The sequence below is a fragment of the Pseudomonas tensinigenes genome, assembly GCF_014268445.2.
GTDB lineage: Bacteria > Pseudomonadota > Gammaproteobacteria > Pseudomonadales > Pseudomonadaceae > Aquipseudomonas > Aquipseudomonas tensinigenes.
This window is the reverse complement of record NZ_CP077089.1, coordinates 3,169,609-3,194,402: the sequence shown is the minus strand read 5'-3', so window position 1 is coordinate 3,194,402 and position 24,794 is coordinate 3,169,609. Positions and strand designations below refer to the sequence as shown.

Below are 24,794 nucleotides of genomic sequence, written 5' to 3'. Positions count from 1 at the left end.
AATCAAACAGGTCAACGGATCACTCATCATGAAAACGCTTTCGACCCCGCTCAACACCGAACATGATCCTCGCTGGGCCGCCGTGCTTGCGCGCGATCCGCAGGCGGACGGGCAGTTTGTCTACGCGGTGAAAACCACTGGCATCTACTGCCGCCCGAGCAGCCTGGCACGCCTGCCGAAACCGCAAAATGTCGAGTTTTTCGACACCGCCCAACAGGCCGAAGCAGCGGGGTACCGGCCTAGCAAACGTGCAAGCAAGGATCAAAGTGATGTCGCCGCGCAGCATGCCGCGACCGTCGCCACAGCTTGCCGGCAAATCGAAACGGCCGAGAATCCGCCCGCCCTGAGCGAGCTGGCAGAGACGGCCGGTTTGAGCCCGTTTCACTTTCATCGGGTGTTCAAAGCCGCCACCGGCCTCACACCCAGAGCCTACGCGGCGGCCCATCGTTCGCGCAGAGTGCGTGAGCATCTCGCGGACGGCAGTTCAGTGACGGACGCCCTGTATGAAGCAGGTTTCAACTCCAACAGTCGTTTCTATGAATCAGCCAATCACTTGCTGGGGATGAAACCCGGTGACTATCGCGCTGCCGGAAAGAACAACGACATTCATTTTGCCGTCGGCCAATGCTCGCTCGGCGCGATTCTGGTGGCGCAAAGCGAGCGTGGGGTGTGCGCGATTCTGTTGGGTGACGACCCGCATCAACTGGTGTGCGACCTGCAGGATCAGTTTCGTAAAGCCAACCTGATTGGCGCAGACAGCGAGTTTGAACAGTTGATCGCCAAAGTCGTGGGTTTTATCGAAGCGCCGGCCATTGGCCTGGACCTGCCACTGGACGTGCGTGGGACAGCGTTTCAGGAACGTGTCTGGCAAGCGCTGCGGGAGATTCCGTTGGGCAGCACCGCCAGCTACGCCGAAATTGCCCAGCGCATCGGCGCACCGACGTCCATGCGCGCGGTGGCCCAGGCTTGCGGAGCCAACCGCCTGGCGGTGGCGATCCCTTGCCACCGCGTGGTGCGCAGCGATGGCAATCTTTCCGGTTATCGCTGGGGTGTCGAGCGCAAGCGTCAGTTGCTGGAGCGTGAGACGGCGTCCTGAGAGGCTGTCCCGCGCCATCGGCGGTTGTCAGCGATTGACGTCCACCACAACCCGTCCGCGAAGTTGCCCGGCGAGCAATTTCGGCGCCGCATCGATGGCTTCACTCAAGCCGATTTCATGGCTGATCAAGGCCAGCAAGGAGAAATCCAGATCCTTGGCCAGACGATCCCACGCTTGCAGGCGGCGGGCCTTGGGCTGGGTCACGCTGTTGATGCCGGCCAGGGTCACGCCGCGCAAAATGAACGGCGCCACCGAAGCCGGGAAATCCATGCCTTGCGCCAGACCACAGGCGGCGACGGTGCCTTCGGAGCGGGTGCTCGCGCAAGCATTGGCCAGCGTGTGACTGCCGACCGAATCGATTACCGCTGCCCAACGCTCTTTGGCCAGCGGCTTGCCGGGCGCTGACAACGTGGCGCGGTCGATGATTTCACTGGCGCCCAATTGCTGCAGATATTCATGCTCGGAAACGCGGCCGGTGGACGCGACGACGCGATAACCAAGCTTGCTCAGCAGGGCGATGGCAAAACTGCCGACGCCGCCATTGGCGCCCGTCACCAGGACTTCACCCTGCTCTGGCGTCACGCCATTACGCTCAAGCGCCAGAATGCACAGCATCGCCGTATAACCGGCCGTACCGATGGCCATGGCTTGCGCCGCGGTAAAGTCCTTGGGTAAGGGAATCAGCCAGTCGCCATTGAGCCGCGCCTTCTGCGCCAGACCTCCCCAGTGATTTTCGCCAACGCCCCAGCCATTCAGCACCACCTGATCACCCACCTTATAGTCGGGGTGGGAACTGGCTTCCACGGTGCCCGCCAGGTCGATCCCCGGCACCATTGGAAATTTGCGCACCACCGGGCTGCTGCCGGTAATCGCCAGACCGTCCTTGAAGTTCAGGGTGCTGTACGCGACGGCCACGGTGACATCGCCTTCGGGCAATTGCTCTTCGTTGACCTGCTGCAGGTTGGCGCGATAACCGCTGTCGTCTTTGTCGATCACAATGGCGTTGAACATGACTGCCTCGCATGACTGTTTTCAAAATGTCGTGCCTTGAAATACCACATCGCAACACCCTGCCACATTCGACTTTGCGCCAATCGGCGAATCCGCCGGGTATTTCCATGGCGGGCGGCTATGCTTTTTCGACGGTCGTGCTTTTGCCGTTATTCCTTTAGAAATAGGCCTGTCGATGGAGCTGACAATGTCTTACCCGCGCTCGTGCTTCGTGCTGTTGATGCTCTTTCTGCTGGCGTTCGGCAGCGCCTCGGCGGCACCGGCCACCGAGGCCACCGAGGCCCCGATCGAGCCGACCTGGCCACAAGTCATCAGCAGCGGCAAAGCGAAACTGACCGTATATCAGCCGCAACTCGACAGTTGGGACGGCTACACCCTCAATGCCCGCGCAGCCGTTGAAGCCACTGGCGCGGATGGCAAATCCACCTATGGCATTGTGCAATTCAGTGCGCATACGCTGGTCGACAAGGCCACGCGCTGGGTCGCGCTGGATCAGTACAAAATCATCAAGGCCGATTTCCCGGCTGATGCCAGTCAAGCCACCACGTGGGTTGCGGCTTTGCAGAAAGACGCCGAGAACCGCAAGAAAACCATCTCGCTGGATCAACTCGAAGCGGCCGTCGGCGTACTGTCAGCCGAGCAGAAAGCTGACAGCGCGCCGCTGGAAAACACACCACCGACGATCATCAGCTCCGACGTCCCCGCCCTGCTCGTCTATATCGATGGCGACGCGGCCTACCGGCCGGTAGACGGCACGGCGCTGCAACGGGTGATCAACACTCGCCCGCTGTTGTTGAAAGACGCGCAGGGCAAACATTACCTGCACGTCTTCGATGGCTGGATGGTCGCCGATCAGCTCAATGGCGCCTATACGCGTCTGGCCACACCGCCGGCGGATCTGGCGAAAGCCAAACAGGCCGCCATTCAGAGCCGGCAAGTGGATCTGCTGACCGGGCAAAGCGACCCGAAAGACAAGGTCCCCAGCCTGGCCAAACCGCCACAACCGAAAATTTTCATCGCCACCACTCCCACCGAATTGCTGGTCACCGATGGCGCAGCGCAGTGGTCACCGATTCAAGGCACAGGCTTGCTGTATGTCACCAATACCACCGGGCACATCTTCAAGGAGATCGGTGACCAGAACAGCTATGTGCTGATCTCCGGCCGCTGGTTCCGCGCCACTGACATGAATGGTCCGTGGACGTTTACCCCGGCAGACAAACTGCCGGCAGATTTCGCCAACATCCCCGACGACAGCCCGAAAGAAAACATCAAGGCGTCGGTAGCCGGCACACCGCAAGCCAAAGAAGCGGCTATCGCCGCGACCATTCCACAGACCTCGGCGATCAAGAAAAGCGCGGTAAACATGACCGCGCCACAGTTCGATGGCGAGCCGCAACTCAAAGCCATCAACAGCACGACGTTGCAATACGTGGTCAACAGCGCAACGCCCATCATCCGCGTCGACAACAACAGTTGGTACGCCGTGGAAAACGGTATCTGGTTCACCGCCACCAGCGTGAGCGGCCCTTGGCTTGTCGCCAGTTCCGTGCCGGCGGTGATCTATTCGATCCCGCCGAGCTCGCCCATGCACTACCTCACCTACGTCAAAGTCTACGAGTCCAGCGGCGATACCGTGGTCGTCGGCTACACGCCCGGTTATCAGGGTTCGAATCTTGATACGGCCACGGGCGTCGTGGTCTATGGCACCGGTTATCCCTACACACCCTGGGTGGGCAGCGTCTGGTATGGCCCGCCGGTGACTTATGGGTTTGGCGTCGCCATTCGCTATACACCGTGGACGGGCTGGACTTTCGGTTTCGGTTTTGGCTGGAGCTGGGGCGGCAGCACTGTCGCCATGGGTTGGGGCTGGGGCGCCTACCCGTGGTGGGGCAATTACGGCTGGGGATACGCCTGGGGCCCGCACCTGTACCCAGCGCCGTTGGCCTGGGGCGGCGCCGCTTACGGTTACCGCGGTGGCGCGGTGGCCTGGGGTCCCGGTGGCTGGGCGGGCACTACCGGCAACATCTATCACCAATGGGGTGACCGGGCCACGGTCAGCCGCTATGGCGCTGGCTACAACGCCTGGACCGGCAATCGCTGGGCCGGTCAGGTTGGTTCTTCCTATAACTCACGCACTGGCGTCGCGGCTGCCGGTCAACGCGGTGCCGTGCATAACGTCTACACCGGAAATTACGCGGCTGGGCGCAGCGGCGTGGCCGTCGGACCGAACGGTGGCGCCATTGCCGGCGAACGCGTCACCGCCGGCAATGCGCGCAGCGGTACGCAGGTCACGGCCAATCGTGGCGCCGTGTACAACCCCAACACTGGCAACACCACACAGTATGGTGGCGTTCGCGGGCGCAATGGCGGCGCTGCACGCGTGGGTGACAACGTTTACGCGGGTCACGATGGCAACGTGTACAAAAAAACCGATAACGGCTGGCAACCAATGGTCAAGGGTGGCGCGACCCGGAATGCACCGGTCAATAACAATGCCCAGTTGCAGAATCTCAACCGTGAATCCGCCGCACGCAACTTCGGCAACCAGCGCACCAACAACTTTCACAACTCCTCACAATTGATGAATCGCTCGTTTGGCGGTGGTGGTGGCGGACTTCATCGACGCTGAAAAACTGCACGGGTTGTTCTGAATTTCGAACTGGCTGCGGATCCGCTTTTGCTGTTAAAAACCGGTTCTGCCGTCCCTGCCCGCTACCTCGTTCGGAGAACATCTTTCATGAGCCAATGGCCAGACACCCGCATACTTGATCTGCTCGGCATAGAACTGCCAATCATCCAGGGCCCGATGGCCGGTGCGACGAATTCGTCCATGGTCATCGCCGTGTGCAATGCCGGTGGTCTGGGGTCGATGCCGGCGGCGATGCTGAGCATCGAGCAATTGCGCGAAGAGCTGAAAACCATTCGCCAGCACACCAACAAGCCCTTCAACGTGAACTTCTTCTGCCATCAGCCACCGACAGCCGATGAGCAACGAGCACGTGACTGGAAGCATCTGCTGGAGCCTTATTACCGTGAACTGGGTGCCGATTTCGCTGCGCCGACGCCGGTGTCGAACCGCGCGCCGTTCGATGCGGCAGCCTGTGAGGTGCTGGAAGAATTTCGGCCGCAGGTGGTGAGTTTCCATTTCGGTCTGCCAGAGAAATCCCTGCTCGATCGGGTCAAGGCAACCGGAGCAAAAATCCTCTCCTCGGCCACCACTGTCGATGAAGCGATCTGGCTGGAACAGCACGGCTGCGACGCGATTATCGCCATGGGTTACGAGGCCGGCGGCCATCGCGGCATGTTTCTCAGTGATGACCTGAGCAGTCAGGTCGGCACGTTTGCCTTGGTGCCTCAGATAGTCGATGCGGTGACAGTGCCGGTGATTGCCGCCGGGGCTATTGCCGATGCACGCGGCGTGGCGGCAGCGTTCCTGTTGGGGGCCTCAGCGGCACAGGTTGGCACTGCCTACCTGTTCACGCCAGAAGCGAAAGTCAGCGCTTCTCACCACAAGGCACTGCGCACCGCCAAGGAAAGCGAAACGGCGGTCACCAATATTTTCACCGGGCGGCCGGCGCGGGGCATTCTCAACCGCGTCATGCGTGAGCTGGGGCCGATGTCTTCGAAAGCACCGGCGTTTCCCTTGGCCGGTGGGGCGCTGATGCCGTTGCGAGCAATCAACGAGGCAGAGTTTGCCAACCTCTGGGCGGGTCAGGCATTCACCCTGGGCAAAGACATGGGTAGCGCTGAACTGACCCGGCAACTGGCTGAAGGTGCACTGGCAAAACTCACTGGTCATTGAGCTGCGCAGTGTGAGGATTCAGGCGTCCTCACACGGGTTTCAACCAACACTTCCTGTTTGGCGGTATTTCGCTATATATTCCGCTATATAGCGAATTACCCCCCCTGCATGGGCGCAGTCCACTTCCAACAATAGCTGCGCTCTGCACTCGCCAATAACGGAGCTGTTACATGACCATTCGTGCCCCACGTTTTGCCCCTGCCTGCGTGGCCTCCTTGCTCGCGGTCTTCGCCGTCGGCGCTGTTCAGGCTGATGAAGTTCAGGTAGCGGTTGCGGCCAACTTCACCGCGCCGATCCAGGCCATCGCCGCCGATTTCGAAAAAGACACCGGGCACAAACTGGTTGCAGCCTACGGCGCCACCGGCCAGTTCTACACCCAGATCAAAAACGGCGCGCCGTTCGAAGTGTTCCTCTCCGCTGACGACACCACCCCGGAAAAACTCGAGAAAGAAGGCGACACCGTCAAGGGCTCGCGCTTCACCTACGCCGTCGGCACACTTGCGTTGTGGTCGGCGAAAGAGGGTTATGTGGATGACAAAGGCGAGGTGCTGAAAAAGAACGAGTACCAGCACCTGTCCATCGCCAATCCGAAAGCCGCACCCTATGGCCTGGCCGCCACGCAAGTGCTGGAAAAACTCAAACTGACCGAGGCGACCAAAGCCAAGATCGTTGAAGGTCAGAACATCACCCAGGCTTACCAATTCGTCTCGACCGGTAACGCCGAACTGGGCTTCGTGGCCCTGTCGCAGATCTACAAGGACGGCAAAGTCAGCAGCGGTTCGGCATGGATCGTCCCTGCCAGCATGCACGACCCGATCAAACAAGACGCCGTCATTCTCAACAAGGGCAAAGACAATGCCGCCGCCAAGGCGCTGGTTGAATACCTCAAAGGCCCGAAAGCCGCTGCGGTGATCAAGTCCTACGGATACCAGCTGTAAATGTCGCTGACGAGTGCCGATTTCGCGGCGATCTGGCTGACCCTGCAACTGGCGTCCCTGACCACCGTGATTCTGCTGGTTGTCGGCACGCCGATTGCCCTGTGGTTGTCGCGCACCCGCTCGTGGTTGCGCGGCCCGATCGGGGCAATTGTCGCCCTGCCCCTCGTGCTGCCACCGACCGTGATCGGTTTCTATCTATTGTTGGTGATGGGGCCGCACGGGTTTCTCGGCCAATTCACCCAATGGCTGGGTCTGGGCACCCTGACCTTCAGTTTCACGGGCCTGGTGATCGGTTCGGTGATCTATTCCATGCCGTTCGTGGTGCAACCGTTGCAAAACGCGTTCTCGGCGATCGGCACCCGCCCACTGGAAGTCGCCGCGACCTTGCGTGCCAATCCGTGGGACACTTTTTTCAGCGTGATTGTGCCGCTGGCGCGCCCCGGCTTTATCACTGCGGCGATTCTCGGTTTCGCGCATACCGTCGGTGAATTCGGCGTGGTGCTGATGATTGGCGGCAACATTCCCGACAAGACCCGCGTGGTTTCCGTGCAAATCTACGACCACGTCGAAGCAATGGAATACGCACAGGCTCATTGGCTGGCCGGGGCGATGCTGGTGTTCTCGTTTCTGGTGTTGCTGGCGCTGTACTCCAGCCGCAAGACCCGCGCAGGTTGGAGCTGACCAATGATTGTTGTACGTCTGAAACGGGTCTATGCGGACTTCGGCCTCGATGTCGACCTGAACTTGCCCGGCCGTGGCGTGACCGCGCTTTACGGGCATTCCGGCTCGGGCAAAACCACCTGCCTGCGCTGTATCGCCGGGCTTGAACGCGCTGAACATGGCTTCGTGCAGATCAACGACGAAGTCTGGCAGGACAGCGACAACGGCATTTTCGTCCCGCCACACAAACGTGCGCTCGGCTATGTGTTTCAAGAAGCCAGCCTGTTCCCCCACCTGTCAGTGCTGGCCAATCTGCAATTCGGCCTCAAGCGTATCGCCAGATCCCAACGTCGGGTAGACATGGCGCAGGCCACTGAACTCTTGGGTATCGGTCATTTGCTCGAACGTCATCCGCAGCATTTGTCGGGAGGCGAACGCCAGAGAGTCGGTATCGCCCGTGCGTTGCTGACAAGCCCGAAACTGCTGTTGATGGACGAGCCACTGGCCGCTCTCGACAGCCAGCGCAAAAGCGAAATCCTGCCGTACCTGCAACGGTTGCATGACGAGTTGGACATTCCAGTCTTGTACGTCAGTCATGCGCAGGACGAAGTAGCGCGGCTGGCCGACCATCTGGTGTTGCTCAGCGAAGGTAAGGCGCTGGCCAGCGGCCCGATCGGTGAAACTCTCGCGCGTCTGGATCTGCCGATGGCGATGGGCGATGACGCTGGCGTGATCATTGAAGGCCAGGTCAGCGCTTACGACGCGGACTACCAGTTACTGAGCCTGCAATTGCCGGCCACCGAGATGAGCATTCGCGTCACCCACGCGCCAATTGCATTGGGTCAGCCCCTACGCTGCAAAGTGCACGCCCGGGACATCAGCCTGAGCCTGCAGAACAGCGAGTTCAGCAGCATTCTCAATCGACTGCCGGTCACCGTGGTCAGCGAGCAATCAGCAGACAATGCCGCCCACGTGCTGATTCGTCTCGACGCCGGCGGTACTCCATTGGTCGCACGCATCACGCGCTACTCCAGAGACCAATTGGGCGTGCATCCGGGCCAGCATTTATGGGCGCAGATCAAAGCGGTCGCGGTCCTCGCCTAAATCATTCGGCACCACGGCAACGGCGTGCGGTCAATCGCTTTACAGACCGCCGCGCCATTAAAGGAAACTGCCATGCCCGACACCGTGCTGACTGCCGACCTGCCATCCGACCTGCATTACGTCGACGACACCCAGCCCGGTATCACCCGCAAGAAACTGCGCGGCAAGTTCTGCTACTTCGAGCCGTCAGGCCAGCGCATCACCGACACCGACGAAATCAAACGCATCAATGCTCTCGCGGTACCGCCAGCCTACATCGATGTGTGGATCTGCCCCGATCCGCAAGGTCATTTGCAAGCCACCGGCCGTGATGCCCGTGGCCGCAAGCAATATCGTTATCACGCTCGCTGGCGCGAAGTGCGCGATGCCGATAAATATTCGCGGCTGCGCGAGTTCGGTCTGGCCTTGCCAAAACTGCGCAAGCAACTGGAAGCGTTGTTGGCCGCGCCCGGCTTCAGTCGCGACAAGGTCATGGCCACCGTAATCACCCTGCTCGACGCCACGCTGATTCGGGTCGGCAACACGCAATACGCCCGCGACAACCGCTCCTACGGCCTGACCACCCTGCGCAGCCGGCATGTCGAAGTCAACGGCAGTGCGATTCTGTTTCAGTTTCGCGGCAAGAGCGGCATCGAACACCAGATCACCGTCAAGGATCGGCGGCTGGCGCGGATTATCAAGCGCTGTCTGGAGATTCCCGGGCAGAACCTGTTTCAGTATCTGGATGAACAAGGCGAGCGACACACCGTCAGCTCTTCCGACGTCAACGCCTACCTGCAAACCCTGACCGGTGCCGACTTCACCGCCAAGGACTATCGCACCTGGGCTGGTAGCGCCCTGGCGTTGGCGGTATTGCGCGAACTCAAGCATGAATCCGAGACCGAGGCCAAACGGCATGTGGTGGAGATGGTGAAAAATGTCTCCAGGCAGTTGGGTAACACCCCGGCGGTGTGTCGCAAGTGCTATATCCACCCGGCGGTAGTGGAGAATTTCATGCTCGGCACCCTCGCCGAATTACCGCGCCCCCGCGTGCGCAAAGGCCTGCGCGCCGAAGAAGTGGCTTTGGCAATGTTTCTTGAACGCATGAGCGACATCACCACCGCGCCTTGATCGACAATTTATCACCCAGCAACAGCCCAGGACCGGCAGCTCACCAGCGTCGAAGATTCGTTCCCGTTGACCAACTTCTGGATTGATCGGTGCGCTGAGAATAGCGTCGGCAACCGACGAGTTGACCTGTGTATTTTTTGCACGATTGCCGGGGGCTTCTATAGTTGATCTGACACGAATCAGCTGCGGTGACGCCATGGAAGACATTTTCGTTGTGAAGCGTTGCAACAAGATCATCATTCATGGTCGACGCGCCGGAGACAGCCAGCATGATCCCGCCGAAGCCTTGAGCTGGTTTCGCATCTGCGATACCCGCACCAACGGCTTCATCGGCGATGGCTACGACGTTGAAGAGGACGCACGACGTGAATGCAAACGCCTCAACGCAGCCAGTTCCCCAAAAGCGGTCCGCGAATCGTCCGGCTGATGCCGATCATAAGCGGGTCTATACTGAAACCAGCTGAAGGAGCAGCGCCCCACGGCAGAAGGCTCGCAACACGCGGGCTTTTTGCTGCAGCTCAGGTTTCATCGAACGGAGGTGTTCCATGTCCGAAAAAGAGTCCATCACCACCCTCCTCACCCTGCTCGACGCTCGCCAAGCGCGCCTCGCGGCCGCCTGCAAAGAGATCGCCGACTGGGTCGACCACCAAGGCGGGCACCCGACCGCCCTGCGCATCCGCGACCGCCTTAACGATATCGAAAAGGATGCCCCGCTGATCCGCAACACGCTATCGGCGCTCAAACCTGTTGATCGGCCACTGCCTCGATTCAGGTAAACCGGTTGCGTAACGTTCATCGAAAGAGGGTCCAGGAGCGGTGATACAAGCGTCACCGCGCTGTCGTTTGTGCGCTGTTTGTATATTTCCTGTGCGGGTTGTTTCTTTTCACATAAAAATCACATCGGCGCGCCTACAGTGCATTCACTCCTTTAGATAAACCCCTCTCACCCGCCCGCATGCGGGTGTTTTTTTGCGTGCTGATCCAGTCAAAGAACTGCGCTGTCCATGAACGGTCAAAACTTGTACACGTCACGAAGGAGACAGTTCATGGTCATTCACTTCAACGTCGGCGGCCATTTGGCCTGTGGTCATAAAGGCAACCAACTGGCAGCAAGCAAAGAGCTCAATCGCGTAAAGTGCCGCAGTTGCCGTAATACCGAAGCCTACAAACAGGCGAGAAAAGATCAACGCAATGCCGCGCGCCGCAACGCCCGGCAAGCAAAAACCGCACACGCCACGAACTGGCGCGCCGAGTGGATTGAGCGGTTGACGGAGATGGCCGGCCTGCAACGGCTGCCTCGCGGCTTTGCTGGACAGGCATTCGTTTAGACCTGGATGAATAAGGGCCGATTAATCGGCCCTTGTTTATTTGTCAGTTGTACGCTGCAGCTTTTCAACCTGTTCAATGCCTGATTGAGCAGGTGCTTTTTGCCCCCAGCTTCTTCAGGCTTCTCGCTTTTCCAAGATCCTTCTTTAGGTTGAACCCGGAGTTCACTCTCACGTTTTCTTGTGGCGTTCACATGCCTGCGCATGACCGGCAGGCATACCAAAGCATTAGTTTCAAACACCCATGTCTGGTGGTCAGTCTCCGGCCTTTGCCCAAATATTGCCCAGACCGAGGCTCACGCCTTGTCGCTTCTTTATCTCAACCATTCAAAGGGTGTTGCACATGACTGACGAGACCAGCGGAACCACACGTCGAGGCTTGATCACTACCGGGGCCATGGCCGCTACCCTCGCGGTGGCGTTGCCTGCACTGGCGGCACAGTCAACACAGACGACCGCGCCAACGGGCGGCAGAAGCGCTGGCAGTGCCAATGGCTCTGGATTGTTCACCGTCAAGGACGGTACGCAGATTTTCTACAAGGACTGGGGGCACGGCCAGCCGCTCGTTTTTCATCACGGCTGGCCGCTTTCGAGCGACGACTGGGATGCGCAAATGCTGTTTTTCCTCAACAAGGGCTTTCGGGTCATCGCCCATGATCGACGTGGTCATGGCCGCTCTTCGCAGACCGCTGTCGGCAACGAAATGAACACCTACGCCGCCGACGTTGCCGAGTTGATGGCGCACTTGAACATCCGTAACGCCGTGCACATCGGCCACTCCACCGGCGGTGGCGAGGTGGCGCGTTATGTGGCGCGTCATGGTCGCGGTCGTGTGGCCAAAGCCGTATTGATCGGTGCTGTCCCGCCGCTGATGGTGCGCACCGCGAACAATCCGGGCAGCATCGCACTGGACGTGCTCGATGGCTTGCGCAAAGCAGTAGCGGAAAATCGCACGCAGTTTTATCGGGATTTCCCAAGTGGCCCGTTCTATGGGTTCAACCGCCCAGGCGCCAAAGTCAGCGAAGCGATCATTGAAAACTGGTGGCGCCAGGGCATGAGCGGAGGGGTCAAAGCGCAGTACGACTGCATTCGTGCATTCTCCGAAACCGACTTCACGGATGACTTGAAAACTATCGATGTGCCGACCCTGGTACTGCACGGTGAAGATGACCAGATCGTGCCGATCGCCAACTCGGCTCAGCTGTCGATCAAACTGCTCAGGCACGGCACGCTGAAAACCTACCCCGGCCTGCCCCACGGCATGTGCACCACCCACGGCGAACAAATCAATGCGGACCTGCTGGCGTTCATCAACGCTTGAGACAGACCGATAGCCGGAAAGCGCGTGCACATGGCAATAAAAAGCTCCGATTGAATCGGAGCTTTTTATTGGCTCGACGATGATTTGGCCCGACGTCAGCCTACCACGCCGCCAATAACGTCGAACCGATGCGCGAGGGCGTTGAAGATTTTGGCACCACCTGCAATTCAATAGGCACTCCGAGGAACGCCTGGCACCGCGAACGCAGCCAGCGTTGCCCGGCATCGTTGTGCGCCGCGGCACGCCAGACCATCGTAAGCTCCTGCACCGGCAGTGGCAGCGGCACGGGTTCGGCTCTGACGCCCTCCACCGAGACCATCGCCCTAGCGACATAATCCGGGACGATAGCCAGCATCTCGCTGTGCGCCAACAGTCTGGGCAGCGCACTGAACTGCGGCACCGCCAACACCACTTTGCGGCGCCGATCCAGACGACTCAGGGCATGATCGGTCTGATCGGTGGCGTTGCCCATGCAAGACACAACGGCGTGCGGACGTTGGCAGAATTCATCCAGGCCCAATTCGCCGGGACGATCATCCGTGCGCAGGAGCATTGGCCGGATCGGGCGCAGCACCTTGCGGCGCGCGCTGGCTGGCAAATCAAGTGTGTGGCTGATGCCCAGCGAAATTTCGCCGTTGAACAGCCGCTGTGACATCTGTTGCTGGTCGACGCGCAGCACGATCAACGTGATGTTCGGCGCCTCGGCACGCAGATGCCGCAACAATCGGGGCAGCAACGCGTATTCGACATCATCGGACAGACCGACCTGAAACGTCGCGTCACTGGTGCAGGGTTCGAACGATTGGCATCGGTTCAACGCCGCAGCAATTCCATCCAGTGCCGGCGTCAGATTGGCGAAAATTTCTTCCGCCCGCGCCGTGGGCTCCATCAATCTGCCAGCACGCACGAACAACGGGTCATCGAACAAATGGCGCAAGCGGCCCAACGCGGCGCTGATGCTCGGCTGACCGAGAAACAGTTTTTCACCGACGCGGCTGACATTGCGCTCATGCATCATTGTCTCGAACACCACCAGCAGATGAATGTCGATGCGACGCAGATCATTTCTGTTCATGGAGTTCACCACCCGGCATGCGGCCATTGAGATCGACAGAGAGCACGCTCAGGTTACGGCGGCGCTCGCCGGACGTCTGTGGTACATCGGGACAGCACCATCATGCGTTAGGTGCAGGCTTTGATACCTCTGTATGAACCAGATAAAAAAAGCCCGTGAAATAAACAACTTGCAGATGATGGCAGGCAGAACAGGGAAACCCGGGATGGCGGTTTTTCCGGGTTTTTTGTCCTAGCCGATGCAGCGCCCGGCCAACTACGATACTGAACCGATTCTCTGCTCCCGCCCCCTACAACAAACCAGAGCGCGCATGATCGACATCCGTCCATACCCTCTGCAAATACGCGCCGCGCGAATTCTGCGCCAAAGGAAATTGCAGTCAGATGCCGTTTAACTCGAACCCAAGGCTGACGCGTCTGCTCGATGCCTCTCTCAAGCCGCTGGAAAACCTGTTGATCGGGTTTATGGCGGTGCTGGTGGCAGGCGGGATGTTCCTCGCCAATCAAGTCGATGTCGATTTCGCCTCCACTGCGCTTTACCTTGCGTTGCTGCTGTTGACCGCCAACTTGCTGACGATCGTCGGGGTGATCTACACGGTACTGCTGAGCATGTTGGCGCTGACGGTGATGTTTGTCTTTCAGGGCGGATTCGAGCAGCGGGAATCGACGGCACACTGGCTACGCGAACTGGCGGTGTTCGCAGCGATCGCGCTGCTGGCCTTGCGCGGCAAACAGGTGGCCGATCACCTGCGCCACAAAGAAGTTTATATGAGCGGCGCACAGCGCCTGAGCCAGACCGGCTGCTTCGGTTTTCGCGCAGACCTCACCCGCATCGGCTGGTCGCAACAGTCGGCAAGGATCTTCGAGTATCCGTCAGACACGCCGCCCACCGTGGACATGATCCTCGCTCGCACCCACCCGGAGGACGTACCGCTGGTGCTGAACGCTTTGCAGAAAGCGTCGTGCCATGACGCAATGATCGAAGTCAGGTATCGCTTGTTGATGCCGGATGGGCGCGTCAGGCATTTGCACATGATCGCGACGCCGCTCTGCACCCGCCCTGATCGCTTCGAATACCTTGGGGCGCTGATGGACGTGACCGCCATCGAACACGCTGAGGCCGCGCTGAGCCAGGCACAGATGCAACTCGCACATGTCAGCCGAGTGACCGCTCTGGGCGAATTGGCGGCGTCCATCGCCCACGAAGTCAATCAACCACTGGCAGCGATTACCAGCAGTGGTGAAGCTTGCCGCAACTGGCTCAGCCGCCCGCAACCCGATCTGCCGGAAGCGCGCCAGGCGCTGGAGCGGATCATCGCCAGCGCCGATCGGGGCAGCGAGATCACGGCCCGGGTCAGGGCGCTGTCACAAAAATCCGCTCCGCTGCGGCGCACCGAGTCACTTAACGACATTGTCAACGAGACCCTGCCTTTGGTCAGGCATGAACTGGCCGATCACGGGATCAGCGCTAAAATCGAGCTGACGGTTTTCGACGGTCAGATCAGCGCCGACCGCGTGCAATTACAGCAGGTGATCATCAACCTGATCATCAACGCCTGCCAGGCGATGAGCACGGTGAACGCCGCGCCTCGGACGCTGTTGCTGCGCACCTCGGTGAGTGACCGCGAGGCGCTGCTGGAAGTGGCCGATCAAGGCCCGGGTATCTGCGCCACTTTACTGGAACAGTTGTTCACACCGTTCTTTACGACCAAGGAGCACGGTCTGGGGATGGGCTTGAGCATCTGCCGCTCGATACTCGACGCCCATCAGGGGCGAATCTGGGCGAGCAGCACGGTCGGTCAGGGTAGCTCATTCATGTTTGCGTTGCCGCTGTTGGCCGTTAACGACCCCGGTTACGCCTCGGCGATCTGACACAGTCAAACCTTTTGGGAAAAAGCAATGAACCATCATCCCGTGCCGAACAAAAATCCAGGCGACCCCGTGGTCTACATTGTCGACGACGATCAAGCCCTGCGCGAATCCCTCGGCAGCCTGCTGCGCTCCATCGGTCTGCAGGTCGAGTTGTTCGGATCGGTCGCCCAGTTCATGCACCATCAGCGCCCGGATACCGTCAGTTGCCTGGTTCTTGATGTGCGCCTGCAAGGCAGCAGCGGTCTGGACTTTCAGAACGAACTGGCGATCGCCGGCATCAGCGTGCCGATTGTGTTCATCACCGGGCACGGGGATATCGCCATGACGGTGCGCGCCATGAAAGCCGGTGCAGTGGACTTCCTGACCAAGCCGTTTCGCGAGCAAGACTTGATCGATGCCGTGTGCGCCGCTCACACCCGGGACAAACAGCGTCGTGAGTCGGGCCGACACGCCGATGAATTACGGGCACGTCACGCTACGCTGACGGCTCGCGAGCAGACGGTCATGGCGCTGGCGGCCTCTGGCTTGATGAACAAGCAGATCGCCGGGGAAATCGGCCTCAGTGAAATCACCGTGAAAATTCACCGCGGCCAGGCCATGCGCAAGATGGGTGCGCGCTCCTTTGCCGATCTGGTGCGCATGTCCGAGGCCATTGCCGCCCAGCCGGCAAACCGCTGATCGCACAACCCGCACGGTGTGTTCCCCACATCGTGCTTCTCACTGACAGCGCGTCAAAAGGCGCTGAAAATTCTGCGCGACAGCCCTTTGCGTCATCCCCTGCGCCGTCTGGCGCCCTGCCATTAATACCTGGGTATATCCGCGTCATACCTAGTCATGGCGGCAATGACCCAATGTAGCGGTGCCCTGCCCAGGCCGTTGCAATACCATCTTTTTTCATGGCAAACCCGTGGTTGGGGCGGCCAGCAACCCGTCATCGAAAACACCTTTCTTCCCTCGTCATTTTTCGTCTGTCAAAGAGTTTGCCCGGCATCAGCGATGATCTTGCGCGTGCCGTCCGATAGCAAAAACCCGGAATAAAAAATGTCTATCATCAAACGTCGCGCACAGTTTTTTTGTTCAGACGCCCTCGCCTGGCTGGCGGCCATCGCCGTCGGCAGCATGATCTTCATTACCAACGCGTATCTGGAACTGGACGTCGCACCGACGTTGTTCTACATCACCCTGGTTTTCATGTCGGCGAGCATCTTCTCGGTGCCGGTCTTTCTCGCCGTTGCCCTCGGTTGCGTAACGATCCTCACCGCCAGTTTCATCGCTGACGAAGGCTATCGTGATTACAAGCTGATCGCCGCCTTCATCCGTTGTCTGATTGCGCTGACCACCATCAGTTTGCTGGCCCTGCGCAGCAAGCGTGCAACCGAAACGCTTAAGCGCAAAGAGGCGTTCTTTCTGGGCGCGCAACAACTCAGTCATACCGGAAGCGTCGGTTTCATCATCCATGACGAAGTGACGGTAACGTGGTCGCAAGAGTCTTCACGGATTTTCGAGTACCCGCCGCACGTCGTGCCCACGCTGGCGCTGATTCAGGCGCGGACGCATCCCGATGATCTGCCCATTGTCGACAGTGTCGTGGAACAGGCCAGGCGTCAGAAAAGCCTGATCGAAGTCGAACATCGACTGGTCATGCCGGATGGCCGGACCAAATATGTACAAATGATCGCCAGCCCGCTGTTCAAGCACGGCACACGGACCGAGTACGCCGGCGCGTTGATGGATGTCACACAGTCCAGACAGGCCGAAGAAGCGCTGTTTCATTCTCAGGCAACCCTCGCCCACGTCACGCGGTTGACTTCAATGGGCGAACTGGCCGCCTCCATTGCCCATGAAATCAACCAGCCGCTGGCAGCAGTCATCACCAGTGGCGAATCCTGCAAACGCTGGATCAATCGCCCCGTGCCCAACCTGGAAGAAGCGCGACGATCCCTGGACCGGGTCATACAAAACTCCGCCCGAGTGTCCGATGTCATCACTTGTATCAGGGCGCTGTCGCGCCAGAGCGAAGTGCAGCGCAAAGTCGAAATCTTCGACGACATCGTCACCGATGCCTTGACGCTCATGCAGCACGACATTGCGCTGCACGACGTCCGCACGCACGCGCAGCTCGGCGCCCCGGACGCGTTGATAAAAGGAGACCGGGTGCAACTGCAGCAAGTCATCATCAATCTGATCATCAATGCCTGCCAGGCCATGGCCAATGTTCATGACCGGGCGCGCGTGCTCCGCATTCACACTTCGGTACAACAAGACGAAGCCGTGCTCGAAATCGCCGACTCCGGTATCGGTATTGCCGAGGACATTCTGCCTTCACTGTTCGATCCGTTCTTCACCACCAAACCCACCGGGCTGGGCATGGGCCTGTCGATCTGCCGTTCGATCATTGAATTTCACGGTGGTCGCATCTGGGTCAACAGTAACGAGGGGCTCGGCACGCAGTTCATGTTTGCGATTGCGCTGAACTCGCTCAGGCTCGAAAAATGAATGTTATCCACCCTCGCCATGCGGCGTTAAGGAGCTTCGGCAGTGCCTAATCCAGAAAACGCTCACCGCGCAAAATGCGCCGATCCTCGCACCATCATTTTTGTTGCCTATGGGCAAATGGGCCTGCTGGACCTGACCGGTGCCCAGACGGTTTTCTGGGCGGCGACCCGCTGCCTGGCCGACCTCGGATTACCCGGATATGTGCTGCACACGGCCAGCCTGCACGGTGGCCCGGTCCGCACGGGTGAAGGTCTTGTCGTCCAGACCTTGCGTCTGGACGATCTGCTTGATGAGCCGATCAATACACTGATCGTTCCCGGCTCGCCGCACATTCGCCAGGCACTGATGGACAGCGCGCCACTGGTGGACTGGCTGCGTGTCGCCTTCGGCAAGGCCTGGCGTACCACCTCCGTGTGCAGCGGCGCCTTTTTTCTGGCTCGCGCCGGCTTGCTCGACGGCTTGCGAGTCGCGACGCATTGGCTGATGGCAGACCTGTTCGAGCAGATGTTTCCGCGGGTCGAACTTGACCGCGAAGCGATTTTCGTCGAGCAGGCTCCGGTGTGGACTTCCGCTGGTGTCAGTGCCGGAATCGACCTGGCGCTGGCGCTGGTCGAGGCCGATAACGGTCGTGATGTGGCCATGCAGGTCGCCCGGCGCATGGTGGTTTACTACCGGCGCCCGGACAATCAGGAACAATGGAGTCCGTTGTTGCAATCGCAATATGCAACCGACTGACGCCACGCCTCATACCCCGGTATGAGGCGCCTGACCCCACGTGCTAGCCCGCCGTCTCAAGGTAGAAGTGTTAACGGCAACACGTCGCCTTAAGCTGTTTACCACGCACCAACAAGTCACTTACCGCGCTGACGCGCCAGCCTGAGACGGTTGTCATGAACGCACCGCAAACGCTATACCGGATCAGTCATCCGCTGCGCATCAGCCGTTATGGCGCGCATATATCCTTGTCCACCGCCGCGCGTATTGATGTTATCGACGCCCTTACGCAGACACTGCGCACAACGGTGAGCATTCAGGCGCAGCTCGAATGCATTGAGAAAAAACTGCATAACGTCAGTTTCCGGCCAGTCCAGCAAATGTTTTGCAGACTCGCTCGCGCCAATGCCAACTACACCCGGTTCCTCGTCACCGGTATCGCTGACCTGGGTGGTTACACGCAAGCCGAGGGGCTTTACAGCCTGAGCGGGGCCACCGAGACCCAGTGTTTCGCCGACTGCCTGGCCGACATCTGTCGAGGTGTGCGCCGGCTACAGGTCGCGGACGCAATGCTGCGCGAGTTTCGCGAGTGTGCGATCGCCAATAAAGACCCTGCCAGTAAAAGGCTCTTCGAAGAATGCACTCGGCGCAACGCGCAGTTTCTTTCCCTGATCAAGAACAACTTGCCCCATGAATAACCAGGGTAAAGACGCAAGGTCTGCCATGTTCAAATCCGCAGTAATTGCAGTCGTCGATGACGATGAACGTATGCTTGTTTCTCTGGACAGTCTATTGCGCGCATACGGCTATACCGTAAAGACTTACAGCAGTGCATTGGCGTTTCTTGATGCGGGTGACTGCGAGCACACCGATTGCCTGATTTCCGACATCCAGATGCCCGGCATGTGCGGAGTCGAACTGTACGAGGCACTGGCGGCGAAGAATGCTCATATTCCGACCCTGTTCATCACGGGAAAGCCTGGCCTGCCCCCGCAGTTCAGTGCCAGGGTCAGGAAACCGGAAGGTTACTTTTCCAAACCATTCGACACTCAGGCGCTTTTGGCCTGTATTGAGCGGGCGTTGAAGCGCGGGCGTTGATGGCGAAACTGCCAGCCTGCTTGCGTTGGCGTCGCCTCAGCCAGCGTCGATGTTGGTTCGCTGGCAAGCTCTCAGGGTTTAGTCGCGACCATTGAATGTTTAATCCTGCAAAAAAAACGGCACGCTGCGATCTTTGGATCTTGTCATTTGAAACAAGATCAACGATCGCAGCGTGCCACAGTGTCTACAGAGCCTTACCGTTACCCGGTTGGCTCATCAGTAATCCCAGAACGCCGCAATCCAGCGGAACGCCTCACCGTCGACGGCCACGCGACCGACCGAAGGGAACGGCAAGTGGGTGGCGACGAACCATTCGCCGCTTGCCGCCGCCTCCCGCATCAGGCGAACCCGGACGCGGACCGACTCGTCGGGATCGTGCTCAAAGCCGTTGTGCCAGTCAGGATGTTCGAACGCCACCGGAAACAATGCATCGCCGGCAAAGGTCAGGCGCTCCCCGCCGGAGTTCACGTAAACGACGCTATGTCCCGGTGTATGACCACCGGTGAGTTTCACCACCACACCGGGCGCCACCTGATATTCGTCATCAAATGTACGGACGTTACCGCGGTAAGCCTCGATAAACTGATTGGCGGTCGCGCGCAGTACATCCGGCACGGGTGTCGGCATGACGGTCTGGGTGAAATCCGGCGTTTCCCAGAACGCCACCTCGATTGCCGAAACATGCACGCGTACGTCCGGACGCAGCTGGTTCTTCACTTCGTCGACCAGCAATCCGCCGACGTGGTCCATGTGCATGTGGGTGATCACTATGTCCGTCACCGCGCCAAGATCAATGCCAGCGGCTTGCAGGCGCTTGGGCAATTGCCCGGCACGCGGGAAACCGGGAAACTGCCCGCCCAGCCCGGCATCGACAAGAATGATCTGTTCGCCGCTGCGAATCACCAGCACGTTCAAGGCCCAGTCAAATGCATCCGGCCCCAGATACATGTCCTTGAACCAGGCGGCGCGCGCGGCCGGGTCGGCGTTGGTAGACATGGTCGATGTCGGCAGAGGCAGCACGCCATCGCTGATCACGACCACATCAATGTCGCCGACCCGCAGCGCGTAACGCGAAGGAACCAGTTCCTGCACGCCGCCGAAGGTCGACGTGATGGTCTGGCCGGAGGAAGTTTGCGGTGCAAAGTCTTGCTGATACGCCGCAGAGTGGTTCAGATACGTTGACATGGTCGCGCTCCTGTTACTGATTCAAAAACCCTTTTGGGCGAATGCCCTGTTGGCGAGAGCGATACAGCGCTCCTTGAGAAGGAGTGTGCATGGCGACCACGGCGCCAAAAACCATACGCGGGTATAGGGAAAGAACCGTATTGCGTGAGTGCCACCGACGTTGCGGCAACGGTGAGCCATACCAATGTATAAGTGCCAACCTGCCGGTTAAAACGTATTCACTGTTGTGGTTGCCACGACGGCCCGCCACGACTGAAACGTCGTTGAATAAACGTCCTTTATCGGTAAACGGCAGATATACCCAGGAATGAGTCTTTAATACCAATCGGCGCGCCCGGACAACCCATTGCATAAGTGCCGAAATTCACCACTTCATTAAAATTGATGCTGTTGTGCAAACTTCCATAATTAATGAGTGGATCAAACAATGAAACTACCCAATCTGTTTCTGAGCATGGCATTGATGAGCACCGTCAGCTGTCTGTCATCAACGATATATGCCACTGAAGTTCGCAGTGGCGGTCGCGCCGGGGGTGACCGGGATGCATCTGCGCCGTTGTTGCAACACACGCGCCACAAGGCCAGGGATCAGCATGTCGCTGAAGGCGGTGCTGAGCGTTTGAAAGAACGTCAACTTGCCGCCGACGGCGCCGAGCGTCTGCGAGAACGTCAAGTCGCCGCCGACGGCTCCGATCGCCTGCAGCAGAATCAAATCGCCGAAGGCGGCTCGGATCGTTTGATCGAAAATCGCGTGGCAGACAACAGCGCAACCTATGGCGCCGGCGCGGTCGCCAGTTTCTGCCTGGCCTGTCGCTGACCCGCCATGTCTGCGCCCTTCTCGCTGATACTCGGGCCCCCCGTCATTCAGTGAGAAGAGCGTTTCGCCCGCCAACACATGCCGGCTGGCGCGCGAAAGGCTTATGACTTATAACCGTGGATTACGGCCAAAACGGATGGCTGCCAATACCTCAATCATTCGTACCGGGCCTCAATGCAATCATGAACTCGATTCTTCCCGAGACTCACCACATCAGCAATCTGCGCGTTCAACCGCGCACATTGGTGTTTCTCGCGTACCCACACATGGGTCTGCTGGACCTGACCGGTGCGCAAACCGTATTTTGGGCCGCGTCCAAAGCCATGGCCGTCCGCGGCCTGCCTGGCTACGACATACACACGGCAAGCCTTGCAGGTGGACTGATCGCCACGGCCGAGGGGCTGTCGGTGCACACCACATCCCTGGCCACTTTCGATGGATTGGCAATCGACACCCTGATCGTGCCCGGCGCGCCCGACATTCGTCAGGCGCTGATTGACGAAGTCGCCCTGGTGAACTGGCTGCGCGAGGCGTCGGTCAAGGCCGGACGCACCGCATCGGTATGCAGCGGCACCTTTCTGCTGGCCCAGGCCGGACTGCTTGAAGGTTTGCGCGCGACCACGCACTGGGCGATGTGCGACCTGCTCAAGCATGGTTTCCCCGGCATCGATGTCGACCTTGATGCGATTTTCATCCAGCAAGGTACGCTCTGGACCTCGGCGGGCGTGAGCACCGGCATCGACATGGCACTGGCACTGGTCGAAGCCGATTGCGGTCGCGACGTCGCACTGGAAGTCGCACGGGAACTGGTGGTGTTTCTCAAGCGCCCAGGAGGGCAAGCGCAATTCAGCCAGTTGCTGCAAGCGCAAACTGACGACCGAGGCAGCTTTGACGCTTTGCATCTATGGATCAGCGATAACCTCAGCGACCCTCGTCTGACAGTCGAGTCACTGGCGCGCCAGGCGCAGATGAGCACCCGCAACTTTGCCCGCGTCTACAAAAACAAGCTGGGGCGTACGCCTGCGAAAGCGCTGGAGCTGTTTCGCCTGGAAGCCGCACGGCGGCTGCTCGAGGACTCTGAGCGCAACATCGATCAGATCGCACAGTTATGCGGCTTCGGCGACGAGGAGCGCATGCGCTATACCTTCCACCGTCACCTCTCGATTACGCCGCGCGAATACCGCAGCCGGTTTTCACGCTGACAGCCGTGTGATCTGCGCCACGCGCTACCCTGCAGAACCGCGAAAGTTCAATGCGATTTCTATACGCACGTATAAGTACGCCGCTTGATCGAGCGGCGTATCTTGCGCAAATGGCGGGCGTCCTTGCTGGGCTACCCGAGATCGTCCTGGTATAGAAATGGCCCACACTGCTGTTGTTTCGGTTGTCGACGATGATGAGTCCGTACGCATGGCGCTCGACAGTCTGTTGCGGTCCAACGGGTACACCGTGCAGTTGTACGCCAGCGCCGAGGCATTTCTGTCCTCGAGTGCAGCGCAACACACACGCTGCCTCATTTCAGATATACAGATGCCCGGTCTGTCGGGCATTCAAATGTACGATCAACTCTGTGCCAGAGGCATTCGTGTGCCGATCATTTTCATCACCGGTTACCAGGGCTGCCCACCTCGCCTGAGCGCAAAGTCCGCCGAACCCGTGGCCTGGTTTCCCAAGCCATTCCCTTGCAGCGAACTCCTGGCCTGCATCGACGCCATCCTCAATCGCCCCGCCTGACCGTCCTCCCTATATACCTGGGTATGTCCGCCTCACACCTAGGCATGGCGGCGCTGACCCTATGTAGAAGTGTTTCGCCAACGTTGACCCGATAGCATTTCCTCCAGCGAATCAAACCGGCACGCGCACGGCGGTCGTTGATTGCAGCCTGCACATCGCGTGACCTGGAAACGGTCACGCCTGAACAGACTGCCCGTTAAATGATCCATTTTTCTTCAGGAGTCATCCGATGAAACAGCATATTCTGGTTATTGGCGCAGGGTTTGGTGGCGTCTGGAGTGCCTTGAGCGCAGCCCGCCTGCTGGACCAGCATGATCGTAACGATGTGCAGATCACCCTCCTCGCTCCGCAGGCGGAACTGCGTATCCGCCCGCGTTTTTACGAGCCGGATGTCCATACCATGAAGGCCCCCCTGGGCGAACTGTTCGAGGCCGTCGGGGTGACATTCGTCAAAGGCAGCGCTGACAACATCGACACCGACAGCAAACGCGTCACCTACACCGACGCCGCCGGCGCGCAGGGCACGCTGAGCTACGATCGCCTGGTGCTGGCTGCTGGCAGCCGCGTTATCCGTCCGGCGCTGGAAGGCATTATCGAGCATGCTTTCGACGTCGATGGGATTGAAGAGGCCGCTCGCCTCGAAGCCCATATCAAGTCGTTGAAGAGCCTGCCGCCGAGCGCTGCTCGCAACACCGTGGTGGTGGCTGGCGGTGGTTTCACCGGTATCGAAACCGCGACCGAACTACCGGCCCGCTTGCGTGCTGCACTGGGCAACGACGCCGATATCCGCGTAATCGTAGTGGATCGGGGCCCGCAGATCGCCGCGTCGCTGGGTGATGGCATTCGACCTTCCATCGTCGAAGCGTCCAGAGAACTGGGCGTCGAATGGGTGCTTGACGCTTCCGTCGCCGCCGTCGATGCCGGTGGTGTCACCCTGGCCGATGGACAGCGCATCGAGGCGAGCACGGTCATCTGGACCGTTGGTTTCCGCGCCAGTGCGCTCACTGAACAGGTGGCCGGCACCCGCGATCCGCAAGGCCGCCTGCATGTCGACGGCCACCTGAAAGTGCTCGGCCACACCGATGTTTTTGCCGCCGGCGATGTCGCGTACGCCGCTACCGATACCGTCGGTAACTTCGCTGCCATGTCCTGCCAACACGCTATTTGTCTGGGTCGGTATGCCGGCAACAACGTCGCCGCGGATCTGCTGGGCGTCGAACCGATGACCTACAGCCAGCCCAAGTATGTGACCTGCCTTGATCTGGGAGCCTGGGGCGCGGTCTACACCGAAGGCTGGGACCGTCAGTTGAAACTGGTCGGGCAGGAGGCCAAAGAGCTCAAGACGCAGATCAATACCGTGTGGATCTACCCACCGGCAGCGGATCGGGCGACGGCACTGGCGGCTGCCGATCCGTTGATCCCAGTGGCTTGAGC

24 protein-coding genes are annotated in these 24,794 nt (G+C 59.5%); 21 read left to right on the top strand and 3 right to left on the bottom strand.

The window, feature by feature from the left end:
* The first annotated feature begins 28 nt into the window (after positions 1-28).
* A complete protein-coding gene (ada, locus tag HU718_RS14085; protein ID WP_186616360.1) occupies positions 29-1,096 on the top strand; it encodes a bifunctional DNA-binding transcriptional regulator/O6-methylguanine-DNA methyltransferase Ada in 1,068 nt (355 codons plus the stop codon).
* Between the two features lie 27 nt (positions 1,097-1,123).
* Here ada and acuI read toward each other — a convergent pair whose 3' ends face one another.
* Positions 1,124-2,107, bottom strand: coding sequence for an acrylyl-CoA reductase (NADPH) (gene acuI / locus HU718_RS14080; RefSeq protein ID WP_150707101.1), 984 nt, complete (start codon positions 2,105-2,107; stop codon positions 1,124-1,126).
* A gap of 187 nt (positions 2,108-2,294) precedes the next feature.
* Between acuI and HU718_RS14075 the strand changes: the two genes are divergently transcribed.
* The 10 genes from HU718_RS14075 to HU718_RS14030 all read left to right on the top strand — a co-directional run bounded on the left by HU718_RS14075 (position 2,295) and on the right by HU718_RS14030 (position 12,370).
* Entirely contained in the window at positions 2,295-4,739 is a 2,445-nt protein-coding gene (locus tag HU718_RS14075) for an autotransporter (RefSeq protein ID WP_186616359.1), read from the top strand.
* Positions 4,740-4,847: 108 nt separating this feature from the next.
* Positions 4,848-5,912, top strand: a complete 1,065-nt coding sequence (locus HU718_RS14070; RefSeq protein ID WP_095120941.1) for an NAD(P)H-dependent flavin oxidoreductase — start codon at positions 4,848-4,850, stop codon at positions 5,910-5,912.
* Between the two features lie 170 nt (positions 5,913-6,082).
* Positions 6,083-6,850: a molybdate ABC transporter substrate-binding protein gene (gene modA / locus HU718_RS14065; RefSeq protein WP_150707099.1), complete on the top strand. Its 768-nt coding sequence runs from the start codon at positions 6,083-6,085 to the stop codon at positions 6,848-6,850.
* Complete coding sequence (modB, locus tag HU718_RS14060) at positions 6,851-7,531, top strand: molybdate ABC transporter permease subunit (RefSeq protein WP_150730114.1); 681 nt, start codon at positions 6,851-6,853, stop codon at positions 7,529-7,531.
* A 3-nt stretch (positions 7,532-7,534) separates the two neighbouring features.
* Entirely contained in the window at positions 7,535-8,614 is a 1,080-nt protein-coding gene (modC, locus tag HU718_RS14055) for a molybdenum ABC transporter ATP-binding protein (protein WP_095120944.1), read from the top strand.
* Positions 8,615-8,686: 72 nt separating this feature from the next.
* A complete protein-coding gene (locus tag HU718_RS14050) occupies positions 8,687-9,724 on the top strand; it encodes a DNA topoisomerase IB (protein WP_186616358.1) in 1,038 nt (345 codons plus the stop codon).
* Between the two features lie 196 nt (positions 9,725-9,920).
* Positions 9,921-10,151 (top strand): hypothetical protein, encoded by a 231-nt coding sequence (locus HU718_RS14045; protein ID WP_016984981.1) that lies wholly within the window; start codon positions 9,921-9,923, stop codon positions 10,149-10,151.
* 118 nt (positions 10,152-10,269) lie between these two features.
* On the top strand, positions 10,270-10,500 hold the full coding sequence (locus HU718_RS14040; protein WP_008082703.1) for a hypothetical protein: 231 nt from the start codon (positions 10,270-10,272) through the stop codon (positions 10,498-10,500).
* Between the two features lie 270 nt (positions 10,501-10,770).
* Complete coding sequence (locus HU718_RS14035; protein WP_150730113.1) at positions 10,771-11,052, top strand: hypothetical protein; 282 nt, start codon at positions 10,771-10,773, stop codon at positions 11,050-11,052.
* Between the two features lie 340 nt (positions 11,053-11,392).
* Positions 11,393-12,370 (top strand): alpha/beta fold hydrolase, encoded by a 978-nt coding sequence (locus HU718_RS14030; RefSeq protein ID WP_186616357.1) that lies wholly within the window; start codon positions 11,393-11,395, stop codon positions 12,368-12,370.
* Between the two features lie 100 nt (positions 12,371-12,470).
* Here HU718_RS14030 and HU718_RS14025 read toward each other — a convergent pair whose 3' ends face one another.
* Positions 12,471-13,445 carry a LysR family transcriptional regulator gene (locus HU718_RS14025; RefSeq protein WP_186616356.1) on the bottom strand — a complete coding sequence of 325 codons (975 nt, stop codon included), beginning with the start codon at positions 13,443-13,445 and terminating at the stop codon, positions 12,471-12,473.
* A gap of 383 nt (positions 13,446-13,828) precedes the next feature.
* Between HU718_RS14025 and HU718_RS14020 the strand changes: the two genes are divergently transcribed.
* From HU718_RS14020 to HU718_RS13995, 6 genes are all read left to right on the top strand, one after another.
* Positions 13,829-15,316 carry a PAS domain-containing sensor histidine kinase gene (locus HU718_RS14020; protein WP_186616355.1) on the top strand — a complete coding sequence of 496 codons (1,488 nt, stop codon included), beginning with the start codon at positions 13,829-13,831 and terminating at the stop codon, positions 15,314-15,316.
* Between the two features lie 27 nt (positions 15,317-15,343).
* Positions 15,344-15,994, top strand: coding sequence for a response regulator transcription factor (locus tag HU718_RS14015; RefSeq protein ID WP_016984976.1), 651 nt, complete (start codon positions 15,344-15,346; stop codon positions 15,992-15,994).
* Positions 15,995-16,357: 363 nt separating this feature from the next.
* Positions 16,358-17,812 carry a sensor histidine kinase gene (locus HU718_RS14010; protein ID WP_150730110.1) on the top strand — a complete coding sequence of 485 codons (1,455 nt, stop codon included), beginning with the start codon at positions 16,358-16,360 and terminating at the stop codon, positions 17,810-17,812.
* 42 nt (positions 17,813-17,854) lie between these two features.
* Positions 17,855-18,547: an AraC family transcriptional regulator gene (locus HU718_RS14005; protein WP_180697927.1), complete on the top strand. Its 693-nt coding sequence runs from the start codon at positions 17,855-17,857 to the stop codon at positions 18,545-18,547.
* Positions 18,548-18,702: 155 nt separating this feature from the next.
* Entirely contained in the window at positions 18,703-19,224 is a 522-nt protein-coding gene (locus tag HU718_RS14000) for a hypothetical protein (protein ID WP_186616354.1), read from the top strand.
* Positions 19,217-19,624, top strand: a complete 408-nt coding sequence (locus HU718_RS13995) for a response regulator transcription factor (protein WP_225936857.1) — start codon at positions 19,217-19,219, stop codon at positions 19,622-19,624. Before HU718_RS14000 ends, HU718_RS13995 begins: the two co-directional genes overlap by 8 nt.
* A 216-nt stretch (positions 19,625-19,840) precedes the next feature.
* On the opposite strand, the gene HU718_RS13990 is transcribed toward HU718_RS13995, so the two are convergent.
* The gene (locus HU718_RS13990) at positions 19,841-20,809 is read right to left on the bottom strand and encodes an MBL fold metallo-hydrolase (protein ID WP_186616353.1); all 969 of its coding nucleotides are present in this window, start codon (positions 20,807-20,809) and stop codon (positions 19,841-19,843) included.
* Between the two features lie 427 nt (positions 20,810-21,236).
* Here HU718_RS13990 and HU718_RS13985 point away from each other — a divergent pair, with 427 nt between their 5' ends.
* From HU718_RS13985 to HU718_RS13970, 4 genes are all read left to right on the top strand, one after another.
* Positions 21,237-21,626: a hypothetical protein gene (locus tag HU718_RS13985; RefSeq protein WP_224795120.1), complete on the top strand. Its 390-nt coding sequence runs from the start codon at positions 21,237-21,239 to the stop codon at positions 21,624-21,626.
* 182 nt (positions 21,627-21,808) lie between these two features.
* Positions 21,809-22,828: a GlxA family transcriptional regulator gene (locus HU718_RS13980; protein WP_016984969.1), complete on the top strand. Its 1,020-nt coding sequence runs from the start codon at positions 21,809-21,811 to the stop codon at positions 22,826-22,828.
* 157 nt (positions 22,829-22,985) lie between these two features.
* The gene (locus tag HU718_RS13975; protein ID WP_026000593.1) at positions 22,986-23,360 is read left to right on the top strand and encodes a response regulator transcription factor; all 375 of its coding nucleotides are present in this window, start codon (positions 22,986-22,988) and stop codon (positions 23,358-23,360) included.
* 229 nt (positions 23,361-23,589) lie between these two features.
* Positions 23,590-24,792 carry an NAD(P)/FAD-dependent oxidoreductase gene (locus HU718_RS13970; protein WP_186616352.1) on the top strand — a complete coding sequence of 401 codons (1,203 nt, stop codon included), beginning with the start codon at positions 23,590-23,592 and terminating at the stop codon, positions 24,790-24,792.
* Positions 24,793-24,794 lie beyond the last annotated feature (2 nt).